General features: G+C 66.3%; 16 protein-coding genes. 4 read left to right on the top strand and 12 right to left on the bottom strand.

Annotated features, from left to right (window positions below):
- The first annotated feature begins 44 nt into the window (after positions 1–44).
- A complete protein-coding gene (locus AC13GI_RS11495) occupies positions 45–1,037 on the top strand; it encodes a patatin-like phospholipase family protein (protein WP_099819676.1) in 993 nt (330 codons plus the stop codon).
- 27 nt (positions 1,038–1,064) lie between these two features.
- Here the strand turns inward: AC13GI_RS11495 and AC13GI_RS11490 are convergent, their stop codons facing one another.
- Together AC13GI_RS11490 and AC13GI_RS11485 are read right to left on the bottom strand one after the other, a co-directional pair.
- On the bottom strand, positions 1,065–3,068 hold the full coding sequence (locus AC13GI_RS11490; RefSeq protein WP_099819452.1) for a hypothetical protein: 2,004 nt from the start codon (positions 3,066–3,068) through the stop codon (positions 1,065–1,067).
- A 103-nt stretch (positions 3,069–3,171) separates the two neighbouring features.
- The gene (locus tag AC13GI_RS11485; RefSeq protein ID WP_025875473.1) at positions 3,172–3,654 is read right to left on the bottom strand and encodes an Lrp/AsnC family transcriptional regulator; all 483 of its coding nucleotides are present in this window, start codon (positions 3,652–3,654) and stop codon (positions 3,172–3,174) included.
- Between the two features lie 125 nt (positions 3,655–3,779).
- On the opposite strand from AC13GI_RS11485, the gene phhA reads away from it, so the two are divergent.
- Positions 3,780–4,673 carry a phenylalanine 4-monooxygenase gene (phhA, locus tag AC13GI_RS11480; protein WP_482996318.1) on the top strand — a complete coding sequence of 298 codons (894 nt, stop codon included), beginning with the start codon at positions 3,780–3,782 and terminating at the stop codon, positions 4,671–4,673.
- A gap of 12 nt (positions 4,674–4,685) precedes the next feature.
- Here the strand turns inward: phhA and AC13GI_RS11475 are convergent, their stop codons facing one another.
- Positions 4,686–5,861, bottom strand: coding sequence for a Fic family protein (locus tag AC13GI_RS11475; RefSeq protein WP_482996317.1), 1,176 nt, complete (start codon positions 5,859–5,861; stop codon positions 4,686–4,688).
- Positions 5,862–6,024: 163 nt separating this feature from the next.
- On the opposite strand from AC13GI_RS11475, the gene AC13GI_RS11470 reads away from it, so the two are divergent.
- Positions 6,025–6,681, top strand: a complete 657-nt coding sequence (locus AC13GI_RS11470; RefSeq protein ID WP_482996316.1) for a DMP19 family protein — start codon at positions 6,025–6,027, stop codon at positions 6,679–6,681.
- Between the two features lie 208 nt (positions 6,682–6,889).
- Positions 6,890–7,366: an Imm26 family immunity protein gene (locus AC13GI_RS11465; protein WP_482996315.1), complete on the top strand. Its 477-nt coding sequence runs from the start codon at positions 6,890–6,892 to the stop codon at positions 7,364–7,366.
- 75 nt (positions 7,367–7,441) lie between these two features.
- Here AC13GI_RS11465 and AC13GI_RS11460 read toward each other — a convergent pair whose 3' ends face one another.
- From AC13GI_RS11460 to AC13GI_RS11420, 9 genes are all read right to left on the bottom strand, one after another.
- Complete coding sequence (locus AC13GI_RS11460; RefSeq protein ID WP_482996314.1) at positions 7,442–8,539, bottom strand: GDSL-type esterase/lipase family protein; 1,098 nt, start codon at positions 8,537–8,539, stop codon at positions 7,442–7,444.
- Between the two features lie 93 nt (positions 8,540–8,632).
- Positions 8,633–9,388, bottom strand: coding sequence for a 2-dehydro-3-deoxy-D-gluconate 5-dehydrogenase KduD (kduD, locus tag AC13GI_RS11455; protein ID WP_099819448.1), 756 nt, complete (start codon positions 9,386–9,388; stop codon positions 8,633–8,635).
- 80 nt (positions 9,389–9,468) lie between these two features.
- Positions 9,469–10,317, bottom strand: a complete 849-nt coding sequence (gene kduI / locus AC13GI_RS11450; RefSeq protein WP_089241851.1) for a 5-dehydro-4-deoxy-D-glucuronate isomerase — start codon at positions 10,315–10,317, stop codon at positions 9,469–9,471.
- 230 nt (positions 10,318–10,547) lie between these two features.
- The gene (locus AC13GI_RS11445) at positions 10,548–11,606 is read right to left on the bottom strand and encodes a LacI family DNA-binding transcriptional regulator (protein WP_025875485.1); all 1,059 of its coding nucleotides are present in this window, start codon (positions 11,604–11,606) and stop codon (positions 10,548–10,550) included.
- 38 nt (positions 11,607–11,644) lie between these two features.
- Positions 11,645–13,234 carry a family 43 glycosylhydrolase gene (locus AC13GI_RS11440; protein WP_482996313.1) on the bottom strand — a complete coding sequence of 530 codons (1,590 nt, stop codon included), beginning with the start codon at positions 13,232–13,234 and terminating at the stop codon, positions 11,645–11,647.
- A 17-nt stretch (positions 13,235–13,251) separates the two neighbouring features.
- On the bottom strand, positions 13,252–14,535 hold the full coding sequence (locus AC13GI_RS11435) for a TRAP transporter large permease (RefSeq protein ID WP_346565165.1): 1,284 nt from the start codon (positions 14,533–14,535) through the stop codon (positions 13,252–13,254).
- 3 nt (positions 14,536–14,538) lie between these two features.
- Positions 14,539–15,069 carry a TRAP transporter small permease gene (locus tag AC13GI_RS11430; protein ID WP_380651722.1) on the bottom strand — a complete coding sequence of 177 codons (531 nt, stop codon included), beginning with the start codon at positions 15,067–15,069 and terminating at the stop codon, positions 14,539–14,541.
- Between the two features lie 10 nt (positions 15,070–15,079).
- Complete coding sequence (locus AC13GI_RS11425) at positions 15,080–16,084, bottom strand: TRAP transporter substrate-binding protein (RefSeq protein WP_346558512.1); 1,005 nt, start codon at positions 16,082–16,084, stop codon at positions 15,080–15,082.
- A 39-nt stretch (positions 16,085–16,123) separates the two neighbouring features.
- On the bottom strand, positions 16,124–16,951 hold the full coding sequence (locus AC13GI_RS11420; RefSeq protein ID WP_099819443.1) for a 2-keto-4-pentenoate hydratase: 828 nt from the start codon (positions 16,949–16,951) through the stop codon (positions 16,124–16,126).
- Positions 16,952–16,972: the final 21 nt, after the last annotated feature.

The raw sequence follows: 16,972 nt of genomic DNA, 5'->3' as shown, positions 1-16,972 counted from the left end.
TGCTGGCGCCCTTTCCTGAATCCGGCGCCGCGAGCGCACTGCCGATGAGCCTGTTCCGCCCCCGTGTGCTGCTGTCCGTCGCCCTGCTCGGCCTGCTGGCCGGCTGCGGTGGCGAAGAGGTCCGCCCCACCCCGCCCGCGCAGCCCACCCTGGTGCCGCAGGCCAAGCCGGTGAAGATCGGCATCGCCCTCGGCGGCGGCGCGGCCAAGGGCTTTGCGCATATCGGCGTGATCAAGATGCTCGAGGCCAACGGCTTCGAACCGGTGGTGGTGTCCGGCACCAGTGCCGGCAGCGTGGTCGGCGCGCTGTATGCCAGCGGCATGGACGCCTTCCAGATGCAGAGCAAGGCGGTGGCGCTGGATGAAGCCAGCATCCGCGACGTACGCCTGTTCTCCGGTGGCCTGGTGCAGGGCCAGAAGCTGCAGGACTACGTCAACGAACAGGTGGCCAACCGCCCGGCCGAGCGCCTGAAGAAGCCGTTCGCTGCCGTCGCCACCCAGCTGGAAACCGGCGAGCGCTCGATCTTCGTGCGCGGCAATGTCGGTCAGGCGGTGCGCGCGTCGAGCAGCATCCCCGGCGTGTTCGAACCGGTGAAGATCGGTGGCCGCAACTACATCGACGGCGGCGTGGTCAGCCCTGTGCCGGTGGACGCCGCGCGCCAGCTCGGCGCCGAGTTCGTGATCGCCGTGGACATCTCCAGCAAGGCCAGCGGCAAGGCGCCGACCGGCATGCTCGGCATCGTCAACCAGTCGATCTCGATCATGGGCCAGCGCCTGGGCGAGCAGGAACTGGCACGCGCGGACATCGTGATCCGGCCGAAGGTGCTGGACATCGGCGCGGCCGACTTCAGCCAGCGCGGCACCGCCATCCTGGAAGGCGAGAAGGCCGCGATGGCGGCGATGCCGCAGATCCGCGCCAAGATCCAGCAGATGCAGAAGGCCCGCGCCGCCGCATTGGCACCGGCACCGGTGGCTGCGCCGAAGTGCGACGAGCCTTCGCGCCTGGGCAAGCTGATGGGCCGCAAGGAAAAGTGCTGAAGCGCACTGCCTGAACGACCCAGGCGGTCAGCGCCGCGGCGGTGGATAGCCACTGGCCAGGCGTCGCTGACGGCGCCGCTCGTCGACCGCCCGGTCATGCCGCTGTGCGCTCAGCTGCAACTGCTCCATCGCGTCCCCCGGCAGCCACAGCTGCTGCTGCGCACGGGTGATCGCGACGTAGGCTGCGCGCACCGGGCTGTGCAGCGCGCGCGCATCATGGCCGCTGTCGAAGCAGCACGGCGCCATGGACACCGTGGCGAACTGCAGGTTCTTGGCATGCTGGGCCAGGCACAGCACGATGCTGGCCTCGCCCGCATCGACCAGCTGCCCGAGCAGACGCTGCAGCGCCGCAGCATCGAAGCCACCGGCAAACAGCGCGGGAATGTCCGCCTGTCCACGCTTGGCGCAGACCTGCACGAAGCTTTCCCAGCGTTGTCCGGGGCCGCCAGCGGCGGCGCTGCGCCATGCATCGATCGGACCGTCCACCTCTTTCAACAGCGCCTGCCGCGACGCCGGATGCAGATGCACGCGCGCACCACGCGCAACCAGCGCGTTGGCTTCCAGCAGCATCCGCCACAGGCTGCCGTACAGTCGGGCGCCAGTGCTGGGCACCACCGACCAGTCGTCATAACGGCGCAGGCCGGTGGCGCGGTCGCTGGCCCCCATGAACGGTGCCGGCTCGCCGAGATCGTCCAGTGCCAGCGACTGGTTGACCAGCGCATCGACCTGGCGCCCCTGGCGCACCGACTGGTGCATCTCCAGCGTTTTCGCCGATGACCAGCGCTGTACGCGTCCGCTCAACCGCTGATGCGGATCGCCAAGGCTGACCACGCCGGGCGCGTGGGTGGCCAGCAGCTGTTTCCACGCCGGGCTGAGATCGTGCGCCTCATCGACCAGCACCATGCCCAGCGACACCGGCAGCGGCACGCCACGCAGCGCCAGCCATTTGCCGATATGGCCCGCATCCAACCGCAGGCAGCCGCCCTTCTGCACCACTGCATCGAACATGCAGCGCCAGACGAACTCCGCCGCCGCGATGAACGGCGTGGCTTCCAGCTGCGCTGCGCCCAGCGAGCGCTGGAAGTGCCAGGCCTGCAGGTTCGGCGCTGACGACGCGCACCAGCGGTTGATGGCGTCCAGGGCGATCATCAAGACCTGGTCCGGCCGGCGCGCGCCGATGGCCGGCAGGCCGAGCCGTGCGGCCGCCTCGCGCAAGGTCAGCGTGCTCTGCCGGTAGGTGGGTACGAAGCCGCCGGTCAGGCCGTTGGCGGCGGCATGGCGGGCGATCGTGTTGGCGAACTCGATCTGGGTCAGCAGGCGGGTGCCAGCGTCGGCCGGCAGCCGCGCGCGGAATGCCTCGACCTGGCCACGCGTGGGCGCCACGTAGGTGTAGCGGCCCGGGCGCGCCTGCAGCAGCGCCAGCACCAGATGGCCCTTGCCGGTGCCGGCGTAGGCCTGCAGGTCGATCAGTTCATCGGGATTGGCGGCGATCGCGCGCAGCACGCGTGCCTGTTCGGAGGTGAACAGGCCGTTGTGCTGGGTCGCGTGCGTTGTCTGTCCGTCATCGCCGGCGTCTTCGTCATCGCCTTCGGCCAGTGATGTCGCCGGGAAATGGATGGTGTGCTCTTCCAGGGTGATCCTGCAGGCCGCCTGGAAGTCCGCGCCGGGATACGCGTGCGGCGACGCTGCCAGCACTGTCTCCATCACTTCGTCCGGTGCCAGCAGCACGTCCTGCGCAGCCAGCACACCCAGCCACGCTTCCAGCGCCCGCGCATCCTGTCCAGCGCTGGCCGCCAGCTGCGCCTGCGCAGCAGGGCCATCATCCGCGGCGAACAACGCACAGGCATCGTGCAGCAACCGCTGCAGCTGGGCGGCCGGTTGCTTCTGCCGGCGGCACAGCATGGCCACCAGCAGGCCGGCCTGCTCCAGCGGCGTGTCCGGCTGCGTGCCGTCGGTCAGGTGCCGCAGCAGGCTTTGCTCGCGCAGCGGAAGGAACACCAGGGAAGACGTCGAGGATGGGGTATCAGACATGCCGGAGCCAGAAGGAATCACTGCGCTGCCTGCGTGTTGACGGCCGCCGCGGGGCACGATGCTCGACCAGTGCGCGCGCGCCGTCAAACATCACGGCGCCCGCTCATTCAAGCTGCGACAACGGCAATGCCTGGAAACCCTTGACCGTGCGCAGCACGAAGCTGGAATTGGCGTCGGCCACGCCGCCGGCGTTGAGCAGCCTGTCGAGCAGGAAGCGTGAAAAATGTTCCAGGTCGCGCACATAGACATGCAGCAGGTAGTCCATGTCGCCGGTCAGGGCGTGGCAGGCCACCACTTCATCCCAGGCCTGCACGCTGTCGACGAAGTGCCCGATCGCGGCCTGGTCATGCTTTTCCAGCTGCACGCGCACGAAGGCCTGCAGCCCCAGGCCGAGCCGGCGCGGCTCCAGGCGCGCGCCATAGCCGACGATCACCCCTTCGCTTTCCAGCCGCTGCAGGCGACGCAGGCAGGCCGACGGCGACAGGTTCACCCGTGTCGCCAGCTCGGCGTTGGTGGCGCGACCATCACGCTGGATTTCGGCCAGCAGACGTATATCCGTGCGATCGAACTGGACTTCTCCGGCCATTGTTGCCCCGCAACATGGTGAGTACGCAATGATATTGCGCCAAGGCGGCTGATCCGCGCAACTTTTGCAACCCTGTTGCGCGCCCCCTGCCCTAGCATCAACGGTATCCCGTCAAGGAGTCTTCCATGGACCTCGCCCAGCCCCGCCGCGTCGAACACCAGCAGACCGACAAGGGCTACGTGCCGGTGTACACCACCGCGCTCGTCGAGCAGCCGTGGGACACCTATACCGCCGACGACCACGCTACCTGGAGCACGCTGTACCAGCGCCAGCGCGAGCTGCTGGTCGGCCGCGCCTGCCAGGAATTCCTGGATGCACAGGACGAGATGGGCATGAGCGCGCACATGATTCCGCGCTTCGACCAGCTCAACGAAGTGCTCGGTGCGGCCACCGGCTGGACCCTGGTGGGCGTGGAAGGCCTGCTGCCGGAACTGGATTTCTTCGATCACCTCGCCAACCGCCGTTTCCCGGTCACCTGGTGGATCCGCCGTCCCGACCAGATCGACTACATCGCCGAACCGGATCTGTTCCACGACCTGTTCGGCCACGTGCCGCTGCTGATGAACCCGGTGTTCGCCAACTACATGGAGGCCTACGGCCGTGGTGGCGTCAAAGCGCACGCGATCGGCCCGGAGGCGCTGCAGAACCTGACCCGCCTGTACTGGTACACGGTGGAGTTCGGCCTGATCGATACGCCCGAAGGCATGCGCATCTACGGTGCCGGCATCGTCTCGTCGAAGGGCGAATCGCTGTACTCGCTGGAGTCGGCCGCACCGAACCGCATCGGTTTCGACCTGCAGCGGATCATGCGCACGCGCTACCGCATCGACACGTTCCAGAAGACCTACTTCGTCATCGACAGCTTCGAACAGCTGATGCAGGCGACGTCACCGGACTTCACCCCGATCTATGCCGCACTGGCCGACCAGGCGCACCTGCCGGCCGGCGATGTGCAGGGCGACGACCGCGTGTTCCAGGCCGGTACGGGCGAAGGCTGGGCTGATGGTGGGGATGTGTGAGGGTCCACCGGTTCAACGCAGGCGGTCAGGAATCGTCGCTGGCAGTTGATTGAGCCGCTGCAGCACGGCGTGCGCGTGATAGGTCCGTCCCCAGCGACGATCGTTGCCGGAGACAAGGATTCCTTCAGACTCAAGCGCGTAGATGCCCGTCAGGGCAGATCTATCGGAAACGTCCAATAACGCAGCCACTTTGGCTGCGGTCACCACCGGGTGGCCGATCAGCAGTGGCGGAAGCTTGCGTGCCACCGAGTCGCGTCGATACCCTCGAAGTTGAATCTCCCACTCTGCCATCAGCCGGGACATGTCGTCGGCGATGGAGATCGCGTCATGGGCAGACTCCACTACGGCCTGGCACAGCATATCCATCCACGGGCCCCATTCACCGCGAAGCTGCACTTGGTTGAGGGCGTCGTAGTAGGCGCTCCTGTTGCGCAGCAAGGCGCCTGACAGGTAAAGCGGGGGGTGGTGTTCGGCGGCCAGGATCAACGGCAACAGCAGCCTTCCCGTGCGTCCGTTGCCATCCTTGTAAGGATGGATGGTTTCAAACTGGGCGTGGGCTATTGCCAGTTGCGCAATGATGTTGAGTTCAAACGGCTCGCCCTCAACGGGCTCGTACTTCAACATGGCGCGCTCGAGTTCACGCATCCCCTCGTCAATGCGATCGGGCGGCGAAGGAACGAAACGGGCATCCTCCGGTCGTCCACCCAGCGGGCCGATGATGGCCTGCTCCTGGCGGTAGCATCCCTTTGGAAAGTCGTCCGCAGCGTCCTGCATCAGCACTGCATGGAGCTGGTTCACCAGCGTGAGATCGAGTGCCTCACGTCCGCGGGCACGCACGGCGTCAAGGCCCAGTTGCAATGCCTGTACGTAGCGCTCGGTCACCACCACATCGGCAGGCAAACCATCCAGGCCGAGTGTGGCTTCAAACACCAGCAGTTCGTCCAGGTTGGTCTGGGTACCCTCGATCTGGGAGCTCTGAACGGCTTCTCGCCGCGCGAGCGTGCGGGTCACCATGTCGGGGGCAGGCCATTGCCTCATCGCCTGATCCAGACGATCCAGCGAGGCATTTGCAGCGATGAGGCGCTGCCGCGAGCCCGCATGCCCTTCCGGCAGCCGGCGAGGCGTCGGTGGAGGGACCATCGCCAGCAGATTGGGCCGCCCTTCCACGGGAACGAGGTAGGTCTGCAAGGGCCCTGCAATGTCTGCCCGGCGCATCGGAAATCTCCTCGGAAGTCGCTCTATCCTTCAAAAGGCTCCCATGCTTTTGAAGTTTAGGCAAGTAACCTTCAAATTCACCCAGGGCTTTTGAAGTTTTTGGGGATGGATCGCCCGTCCCGGTACCCTGCAGGCCATGACCGATGTGTTTACCGACCTGCGGGTTACCGACGTTGCCTTCAACGACGACTTCGTCCTGTTGACCCTGGCCGATGGCCGCCACACCCGGCAGCCGCTGCGCTGGGCGCCAGCCCTGTTCGAAGCCAATGCCGAACAACGTGCGCAGTGGGTCACCACCGCCGATGGCCTGGGCGTGAACTGGCCGGCGCTGCTGCCGGCGCAGGAGCGCGGCGTAGTCAACGTTCCGAACCAGGTGTGGGATGACCGCTATGAAGCCGCCCTCGCCCGCCTGCAATCGCGTGCGTGGAAACTGGACGCGCTGTCCGATGAAGACCAGCTGCTGGTCGCGCTGTGGCGGATGGAAGCAGACATCAACAACGGCGGCTTCATGCAGTTCCTGTGCAACTGGGGCGACCCCACCTGCCAGCTGGCGCTGCGCGCATTGCAGGCGATGGGCGCAACACAGACCCACGCGATCCTGGCGGGCATGCGCGGGCTGCTGGATCGTCTGGAAGACGACCCGGCGATCGAGGAACTGACCGACCTTTATGGCGCGATGAGCGAAAACGAGCAGCAGGCCTTGGAGGCGTTCGAGGACGACTACTACGCCCGCCCGGAAGACCTTGCCAGGCTGGGTCTGCTGCATTTTGGCGCGGAGCCGCTGCAAATCTGATCCACCTGTATTGCACGGGTCTAAATCAGTGCAATGTCGCACCTGGCCTTGAATCTCGGTCCACGACCGTTGCATTCTCCCGCGCTGTCTCATTCGCACTACAACGTTGGCCGACGACAACCTCGGTGACTAGTGACGCTCGAATGTTCGTTGCCGGTACCTGACCGCTGCTCAGATTTGAAGACCGTTCATCAGAGGCGCCCCACTAATGCCAACGAGAGTTGAAGCAAAGACCAAGAAGCGCGTACGTGTCGTCGCTGGAGACGTCTTTGCAGTTCCATTGGATGCCGAGCAGCAGAGCTTCGGCTATATCCGTGCATATCAGGATGTGGACGTCGGCATACTCCCTGTCATCTCCAAGGCGTGCATTCTTTCCACCGCGCAGATACCCGCCGTGAACAGCGTGCTGGACGTATTTCTCTTCCAAGATGTCATGAAGGAGGGAAGATGGCCGCGTGTCGGCAATTTGCCATTCGCGGATGAGGTATCCGCATGGGCTCCCGCCAGGAAACAGGTTGCCGCATCGCGACCTGAAGTGAAGATGGTCGTATTCCGCGGGCACTTCATTCCGGCAGCCAAGTTTGGTCAGTATGACGAGCTTCCACTTTTTCAGAAGTTCGACGAAGACGATGTCATAAAGGAAATACTGCGGCGAGCAGATGGATTTCTTGTCGTGGGCTCTTAGCACACCCATCTGTACCTACAGGAGCCCTCGCTGCTTCGACCAAAAGCAGCCGAGCGTAGGCTCGGCCCTACAGGTTCAACGTGGGTAGACCAGCAGCACCACCAGATCCTCTTCGCCCACCTGTTGCAGCGCATGCGTGCTGGGCATGCGCGTCAGCAGCGCATGCCCAGCACGCACGTCGTACTGCTTTCCATCCAGCACATAGCTGCCCTGCCCGCTGACGATGTAGTAGATCTCATCCTTGTGCTGCGGGTGCAGGCCGATGCCCGCGCCCTTGTGCAGCACACGCTTGCGCAGCACGAACGGCAGGCCCTGCGCATCGGCGAAGAACGGATACGCCGTGGTCGGCCCGGCGCCGCCGTGCGGGCCCGGTTGCGCGCGCGCCAGCGTGTCCTCATGCACCACCTGCGAGGGTCGCGCAGGATCGTCACCCTGCCCTGCACCCGTCACATCGCAGTCGATATCACGCACCAGTGCGGGCTTCAGCGTCGGCAACACCTGCACCGCTTCGCGCAGCACCAGGCACGCCACTGCAGTGGCACCGGCCGCGCTGAAGTGCGTGCCATCGGCCTTGTGCTGTTCCGGCACGAACAGGAAGTACGGACGCGCGCCCTGCTCGCCCAGTGCGCGGATCCAGCGCATGCTGCGGTCGTTGAGGTCGATCAGCGCGACGTGTTCGCGTGCGGCCAGCTGCTGCATGGCCAGCGTGTAACGCGCATGCGTATCCAGCAGCGAACCGAAGTCGTACAGCAGCCGCGCCACCGGCGTGACCAGCACCGGTGTGGCGCCCTTGTCACGCGCCACCTGCACGTAACGCATCAGCAGTTGTGGATAGTCGCTGTCCGGGTCGGTGTAGCGCGTGGGATCTTCAAACTTCGCGTCGTTGTGGCCGAACTGGATCAGCAGCACATCGCCACGACGTAGTTCGGCGGCAATCGCATCCAGGCGCCCTTCGTCGATGAAGCTGCGCGTGCTGCGCCCGCCCTTGGCGTGGTTGTGCACTTCGAAACGCGCCGGGTCCAGATAGCTCTGCAGCATCTGCCCCCAGCCGGCCTGTGGCGCGCGTTCGGGGCCGTATTCGGCAGCGGTGGAATCGCCGGCAATGAACAGCCGCACCGGCGCCGCATGCGCGGCGGTGCTCGACAGCAACAGCAGCAACAACAGCCTTCGCATCGCCAGCCCCCTGTAGAGCCGAGCCACGCTCGGCTGTTTTTTGATCAGAGCGCGACAGCCGAGCATTGGCTCGGCTCTACAGACCGGTGTACTTCAGCGCGCCAGCCAGCCACCATCGACCGGCAGCACTGCGCCGTTGATGTAATCCGACGCCGACGAAGCCAGGAACACCGCCGCTCCCGCCAGATCTTCCGGGTTGCCCCAGCGGCCGGCCGGAATGCGCTCGAGGATCGCCTTGTTGCGGTCTGCATCGGCGCGCAGCGCGGCGGTGTTGTCGGTAGCCATGTAGCCCGGCGCGATGGCGTTGATGTTCACGCCCTTGCCGGCCCATTCGTTGGCCAGCAAGCGGGTGATGCCGGCGATGCCGCTCTTGCTGGCGGTGTACGACGGCACGCGGACGCCGCCCTGGAACGACAGCATCGAGGCGATGTTGATGATCTTGCCGCTGCCCTGGGCGATGAAATGGCGGCCGGCAGCCTGCGAGATGAAGAAGGCCGACTTGATGTTGACGTTCATCACGTCGTCCCAGTCCTGCTCGCTGAAGTCCACCGCATCGGCGCGACGGATCAGGCCGGCGTTGTTGACCAGGATGTCCAGCCTGCCGAGGCCCTCGATGGTTTCGCGCACCACGCGCTCGACCGGTTCGATGCTGATCAGGTTGGCTTCGATGGCCAGGCAGCGGCGGCCCAGCGCCGTGATCTTCTCGATGGTTTCGGTGGGCGGGGCGATGCCGGCCACCGCGACATCGGCGCCAGCGGCAGCCAGTGCCACCGCGATGCCCTGGCCCAGGCCGGTGTTGCCACCGGTTACCAGAGCGACTTTTCCTTCCAGGCTGAAGGGATTGGTCATTGCGTATGCGTTCCTTGGTAGAGGCGTGCGTGATGCAGGCAAGCGGCCACCGCACAACGTGCGCGGCGGCCTGTCAGTGCTTACTTGAGCTGGCAGATGTCCAGCACGTGCATGTCGGTGTAGTCCAGGTTCTCGCCACCCATCGCCCAGATGAAGGCGTAGTTGCTGGTGCCGGCACCCATGTGGATCGACCACGGCGGCGACACCACCGCTTCGTTGTTCTGGATGACGATGTGGCGCTGTGCGTCCGGCTCGCCCATGAAGTGGTAGACGCGGTCGCTGTCGCCCAGGTCGAAGTAGAAGTAGACCTCGCTGCGGCGGTCGTGCAGGTGCGGCGGCATGGTGTTCCACACGCTGCCCGGCTTGAGCACGGTCAGGCCCAGCAGCAGCTGCGAGGACTGGCAGGTGGCCGGCACGATGTACTGGTAGATGGTGCGTTCGTTGCTGGTTTCCAGCGCGCCGCGATCGAGTGCAACCGCGTCCTTGATCGACAGCTGCTTGGTTTCAAAGCGCGCATGGGCCGGGGTCGAGGCCAGGTAGAACTGCGCCGGGTTGGCGGCATCCTGCGAAGCGAAGACGACGTCCTTGCTGCCCATCGCCACGTACAGGCCATCCTTCGGCCCCAGCGTGTACACGGTGCCATCGACGGTGACCGTACCGGTGCCGCTGCCGACGTTGATGATGCCCAGCTCTCGGCGCTCCAGGAACGGATGGCCGGCGGCCGAGGCCGGTTCGGTCTGCGCAGGCAGGGCCAGCGGGCCGTTGACCGGCGCGGCGCCACCCAGCACGAAGCGTTCGTAATGGGTGTACTTCAGGGTCACCGCATCGGCGTTGAACAGGCCATCGAGCAGGTACAGCTCGCGCAGCTGATCGTTGCTGGCGCCCTTGATGGCATCGGGATGGGTGGCGTAATGGGTCTTGCAGTACATGGCTTCTCCAGAGCAGGGGGCGGGCCGATGGTTCGGCCCCGGCACGGTTCACGGTCGATTCTAGCCAGACAGGAAACCGGTGTCATTTTGCGCCGCACGATAGCGGTCAGACGGCATCGGCGGGGTGGGGCGGGTGGAGTGTCACGACCAACGGTCGTGACCTACCGGATTGAGGCCTTCTGGACGCGTCGCAAGCAAGCTGGCGACCTACAGGACTGATTCCTTTGGAATCAGTCCTCCGGCGGTTGGCAGGAATCGCGCACGATCAGGTGCGGACGCACGCTGGCGATCTGCAGCGCAGGCTGCCCTTCGGGCTGGATCAGCATCGCCGCGGCGGTGCGGCCGGTGTCGCGGGTATGCCGGCGCACCGAGGTCAGCGACGGCCACAGGCGCGAGGCCAGCGGGCTGTCGTCGTAGCCGACGATGGACAGCTGGCGCGGAATGTTGATGCCGGCGCGCAGCGCGACCTTGTAGATACCGGCGGCCATTTCATCGTTGCCGGTGAAGATCGCGGTCGGCCGGCGCTTGCCCAGCAGCAGTTTCTCGGCGGCGGCCACACCGGATTCGAAGGTGTAGCCGGCCTCGATGATGCGGTCCTTCGGCAGCTCGATGCCACGCTGCGACAGCGCCTCGATGAAGCCGGCGGTGCGTTCGTGCGCCGAGCGGTAGGCACTCGGGCCGGTTACCAGGGCGATATCGCGGTGGCCCAGCGAAAGCAGGTAATCAGCCGCTTCGGCGGCACCATCGCGGTCGTGGGTGACCACCATCTGCGAGGTTTCATCCAGCGGCAGCGCCGCCACGCGGGTGAAGCGGCAGCCGATCTCGTCCAGCATGTCCGCCAGCGCCTGGTCTTCGGACGCACGCGGCACCAGGATCACCCCATGCAGCTTCTGCTGCTGGGCGAAGCGGCGCACGCCGTCGATGTAACCCGGGCTGCGGCTGTCGCAGGGGTGCACCACCAGCTCGAAGCTGGAGCCGCGCAGCGCATCCAGCGCGCCGTACTGCATGTCCACGATGTACTGCGCGGTGGGGTTGTCGTAGACCATGCCGATCAGGAACGAGCGGCGGAAGGCCAGGCCACGGGCCAGCGGGTCGGGGGTGTAACCGACCTCGCGCATCAACGCTTCCACCTTGTCGCGCGTGTCCTTGCGCACCAGCGGCGAGTTGTTGATGATCCTTGAAACCGTTTTCTTGGATACACCCGACAGTCGCGCGATGTCATTGATCGTGGCTGCCTTGCCCTTTGCCAATGCCGGCGTAGCGGCATCGTTCTTGTTGCGCACTGACATGTAGTGAACCCGATAAGCCTGGGGATTCCAGCGCGCGCTCAGTCCAGCGCGCGATAGCGGAAGCTGCGGAAGGTTACCGCACCGTTGCCGGCCGCATACAGCGCCGGTTTCAGTGCCAGGAACTTGCCGGCCACATTGTGATGGTAACCGGACACTTCCATCTGAACCGGATACTTCTGCCAGGTCTGGCCATCGGCGCTGGAGTGGATGGTGACGATGTGGCGGTTGTTGGTCACCCGCAGCCAGAGCCGGCCGCCCTTGGCACTGGCCGCCAGCCGGGTGGGGCGCTCCTCGCCGTAGCGGTGCATGACGAACTGCTCGCCATTGCTGCCCACGCCCACGTACAGGCGGTCGCTGTAGAACAGCAGGGCACCACCGACCGCGCCGGGAGCGATCTCCATCTGCACCTCGAACTGATAGGCCGGGTCGCCGGCGATGGTGGTCAGCGGCGAGGCATCGCGCGGCGTGCTGCCCTTGCCCTGCAGCACCAGCCCGTCGCCACTGAAGCGCAGGCGCCGGTATTCATCCACGGCCGGGTTGAAGAACGCCCACTGCGGGCCGAGCGTACGGCCGTTGAAATCATCGGACAGGGCCATGCCATGCGGCGTCAGCGCGCTGCCCGATGGCTTGCGCAGCGGCTGCCCGAGGTCACCGCCCTTGGCCACGAACCAGCCATCGGCGGTCCACTCGATCGGCTCCAGCAGCGCCTGCCGACCCAGCGTCCAGAAGCCGTTCTCGTAGCCGTGGTACATCATCCACCAGCGGCCGTCGGTACCTTCGATCACCGTGGCATGACCCCGCGACCACCACGGTTCGGCGGCCGACTGCGTGCGCATGATCGGGTTGTTCGGCGCGTTCACCCACGGGCCGTGGATCGAGCGCGAGCGCGCGGTGATCACCATGTGCCCGGTCGGCGGGCCGGCGGTGCCGCCCACCGCGGTGGTCATGTAGTACCAGCCGTCGCGGAAGTGGATCTTCGGCCCTTCCTGCGCGTACGCCTCCACGTCCCAGCTTTCCGGGTAGCGCCAGCCGTCGTACACGTGCTTCGGCGTACCCACCACGCTCAGGCCATCATCGGCCAGCTGCACATAGTCGCCACCGCTGAGGAACAGGTAACGCTTGCCGTCTTCACCCACCGCATGGCCGGGGTCGATGTAGCCGCCCAGGCCGATGTCGATCGGCGCACTCCACGGGCCCTTGATGTCATCGGCCCAGACCACGAAGTTGCTGCGGCGCTCACCGGTGCGCGCCGGGAAGTAGATGAAGTAGCGGCCCTGGTACTTGACGATGTCCGGTGCCCAGATCGCCCCAACGTTCTGCGTGATCGCATGGCCGAGCGGCTGCCAGTTGACCAGGTCGCGCGAGTGCCAGATCGGCAGGCCGGGGTAGGCGTCGAACGAAGACAGGGTGAGGTAGTAGTCGTCGCCGTCCTTCAGCACCGACGGATCGGGCCTGTCGCCAGCCAGCACCGGATTCAGGAAGGTGCCGTTGCCGAGGTCAGCCTGGCGCTGCTGCTCGATGCCGCGCTTCCACTGCGCGGGCGCGGGATCGGCAGCCAGTGCGGGCAGCGCAGCCAGCAACAGGCTGAGCAGGGCAGTTGCAGCAGCGCGGTGCAGCGTGGGTGTCATGGGATCGCCTCCGCTCATCAGGCGCGCAGTGCGGCGGGCAGCCACAGCGACAGCGACGGGAAGAAGGTGACGATCAGCAGCACGCCCAGCGCGGCAAACCAGAACGGCCAGATGGTGCGCATGCTCTGGCCGACGCTGATCTTGCCGATGGCGGTGCCGATGAACAGCACCGAGCCCACCGGCGGGGTGACCAGGCCGAGGCCACCGGTCAGCACCAGCACCAGGCCGAAGTGGATCGGATCGATCCCATAGGCCTTGGCCACCGGCAGGAAGATCGGCGTGCAGATCAGGATCATCGGTGCCAGGTCCATGAAGGTGCCCAGCAGCAACAGCATCACCACGATCATCAGCAGCACCATGAACTGGCTGTGCGCGAACGACTGCAGGAAGTCCACCGCCGCCGCAGGCACCTGCAGGTAGGCCAGCAGCCAGCCGAACACCGCCGCGGTGGCAATCACGAACAGGATCACGCCGGTACTGCGCGCGGCATGGATGACCGTGTCGAAGAACTCGCGCCAGCGCAGCTGCCGGTACAGCACGGTGGTAACCAGCAGGGCGTAGACCACGGCGATGGCCGCGCTTTCCACTGCGGTGAAGATGCCGGCGCGGATACCGACGAAGATCAGCGCCACCAGGCCCAGGCCGGGCAGGGCGGAGATGATGCGCAGCAGTACCGCGCGCCAGCCCGGGAACACTTCCACGCCATAGCCACGGCGACGCGCGACCACGTAGCCGGTGATCATCAATGCCAGCGTCATCAACAGCGCCGGCACGATGCCTGCGGCGAACAGGTCGGCGATCGACAGGCCACCACCGGCAGCGGCCGAGAACAGGATCAGGTTGTGCGATGGCGGCACCAGCAGCGCCACCAACGCGGCGGTGATGCTGACGTTCACCGCGAAGTCGCGGTCGTAGCCGCGCTTGACCATCTGCGGAATCATCGTGCCGCCTACGGCCGAAACATCGGCGATGGCCGAGCCGGACACACCGCCGAAGAACAGCGAGGACAGGATCGAGACCTGGCCCAGTCCACCGCGCATGCGCCCCACCAGCGATGAGGCCAGGGCGATCAGGCGCTCAGAGATGCCGCCGCGCATCATGATCTCGCCGGCGAAGATGAACAGTGGAATGGCGATCAACGAAGCCGAGCCGGTACCGGCGGAGATCTGCTGGACCAGCACGATGCTGGGAATGTCCAGGTACAGCAGGGTGGCCAGCGCCGCAGCGGCCAACGCGTAGGCCACCGGCACACCCAACAGCAGCAGCGCGGCGAAAACAGAGAACAGGATGGTGATGCCCATGGATCAACGATCTCCTTCAGCGTCGGCGGCGTCGGCGGCCGTGGCCTGCAGCGCCTTCCATGCACGGTTCAGTGCGAACAACAGCATCAGCGCACCGCCCACGGCCAGCGGCAGGTAGTTGATGCTCTGCGGCAGATTGGCGCCGGCGGTCTTGATGTCCATGCCATCCAGCAGCAGGTCGGCCGACCAGAACGCGATGAAGCCGCCCAGCACGGCGACCACCAGCTGGGTGAATACATCCACCGCCCGGCGCAGGCCGGCACCCATGTAGGCGTGCAGCAGGAAGAAGCCGAAGTGGCGGTTGGTGTGCACGCCGCAGGCCGCGCCCAGGCTCATCGCCGTGGCCAGCAGCAGCAGGGTCACCGGCTCGGTCCAGCTGGGCGAATCGTTGATCACGTAGCGGGCGAACACCTGCCAGCCCTGCACCACCACCAGCCCCAGCAGCGCAGCCACGGCGATGTAGATGGCGATGTCGGCGATGTGGTCCAGCAGGCGCTGGCCGGGGCCGGCGGCGGGAATCGTCGTCTCGGTCATGGCAGTGTCCTCAGGCGGCAGCGCGGATGCGGGCGACCAGCGCGGCCAGCTCGGGTTGCTGCAGGTACTGCTGCAGCAGCGGCTGGGCGGCGGCGCGGAACGCGGGAAGGTCCACCTCGTTGGCTTTCACGCCAGAGGCCAGCACCGCGCGACGCGCGGCGTCTTCGGACGCATCCCATTGCGCGCGCATCACCTTCACCGAGGCGCGTGCGGTCTCCAGCAGCAGCTGGCGGTCGGCCGGCTGCAGGCGCTCGAAGCTGGCGCGCGACATCAGCAGCACGTCCGGCGCATACGAGTGATCGCTCTGCGACCAGTAGTGCGCGGCCTCGAAGTGGCGGCTGGAATGGAAGCTGCGCATGTTGTTCTCGGCACCGTCGATCATGTGCGTCTCCATGCCGGAGAACGTATCGCCCAGCGACATCGGCGTCGGGTTGGCGCCGAGCAGGCGCATCAGCTGGATGAAGATGTCCGAGGACGCCACGCGCAGTTTCAGCCCGTGCAGATCGCTGGGCTGCACGATGGGATGCTTGGTGTTGTAGAAGCAGCGCGCGCCGGAATCGTAGATCGCCAGGCCGACCAGGTCGCGGCTCTCGAACCCGCGCAGCACCGCCTCGGCGATGCCGCCATCGAGTGCGGCGCGCTGGTGCGCCACCGACTCGAACACATACGGCAGGCACAGTGCCTGGGTCAGCGGGAATGCGTTGTTCAGCGCACCGGCATACACGCGGGTGATGTCGATGGCACCGAAACGGGCCATGTCGATCGCTTCCGATTCGCGACCGAGCTGGCCGGAATGGTATTGCCGCAGGCGCAGGCGACCGTTGCTTTCGCGCTGCAGCGTTTCGCCGATCCACTTCACCGCGGTCACGGTGGGGTAGTCGGCCACGTGCACGTCGGTAGCGGTCAGCAGCTGGCCACCGTCGATGGCATCGGCGGGCCCGCGGCCACAGGCCGCGAGCATCGGGGTGGCCAGCGCAGCAGCGCCACCGGCCAGGAAGTGTCGTCGTGTGATCATCTGCGCCCTCCCGCGCGTGTTCACCGGATCGTGCGGCGGTTACCCGGCCGGTACGGCCCTGCAGGCAATCTCGCCGAAGCCGGCAAACCGCACCAGCGCCGTCTGTCCTGCGGTGATGTCATGGATGCCGGTGGCGTTGCCGGTGGCGATCAGGTCGCCGCGCCGCAACGGCCGGCCGCGCAGCGCCGAACGGGACAGCGCGAACGCATACGCCGCACGCAGGCCGCCGGGCAGACGGGTTGCTCCGCCGGTGCCGACCACCTCGCCCTCGATCAGGGTTTCGGCGCGCAGGTCGGTCTCGTCGCGGGCGGTCCAGTCGGCGATCTCCGGCCCCAGCACCAGGCCATTGTTGTTGCCGAAGTCGGACACCACCACGCGCGGGCCGAGCTCGTTGATCGTCGCCAGCGGGCTGCTGGCCACTTCCACGCCGATGTACAGGCGCGCCGGCAGCGCTTCGGCCTGCTCGGGCGACCAGTGCAGCTGTGCGGCCGGAGCGTCCTCCAACAGCTCCAGCACGTACTCGGCCTCGACCGCGCCGAAGCCTCCGACGAACACCGGAATGTCCACTGTTCCACCGGTAGCATTTTTCAGTTGACGCGAGAAAACCGGGCCCAGCAGGCGGTCGTCGCCGGATGCGTCGCGGCGCTCGGCAGCGATGTAGCCAACCTTCCAGCCCACCACCTGGTCATCCCAGTTGGCGATGGCCAGATCCTGCACCTGGTAGGCAGCCACCAGATCAGGCGGAACAAGGCCCGGGAAGCCGGGCAGGGCCTGGCCGGCGCGGCGCGCGGTGGTGAAGGCGTGGGCGATCGCGGCCGCATCGTCCGGCGGCGGCGTCTGCCCATGTATGCCGTGTTCGTTGCTCAAGAACGGTCTCCCTCTGGCGTT

Source organism: Stenotrophomonas sp. 82F1, from assembly GCF_056861525.1.
The sequence above is the reverse complement of the archived record's forward strand: the minus strand, read 5'-3'. Positions and strand labels throughout refer to the sequence as shown.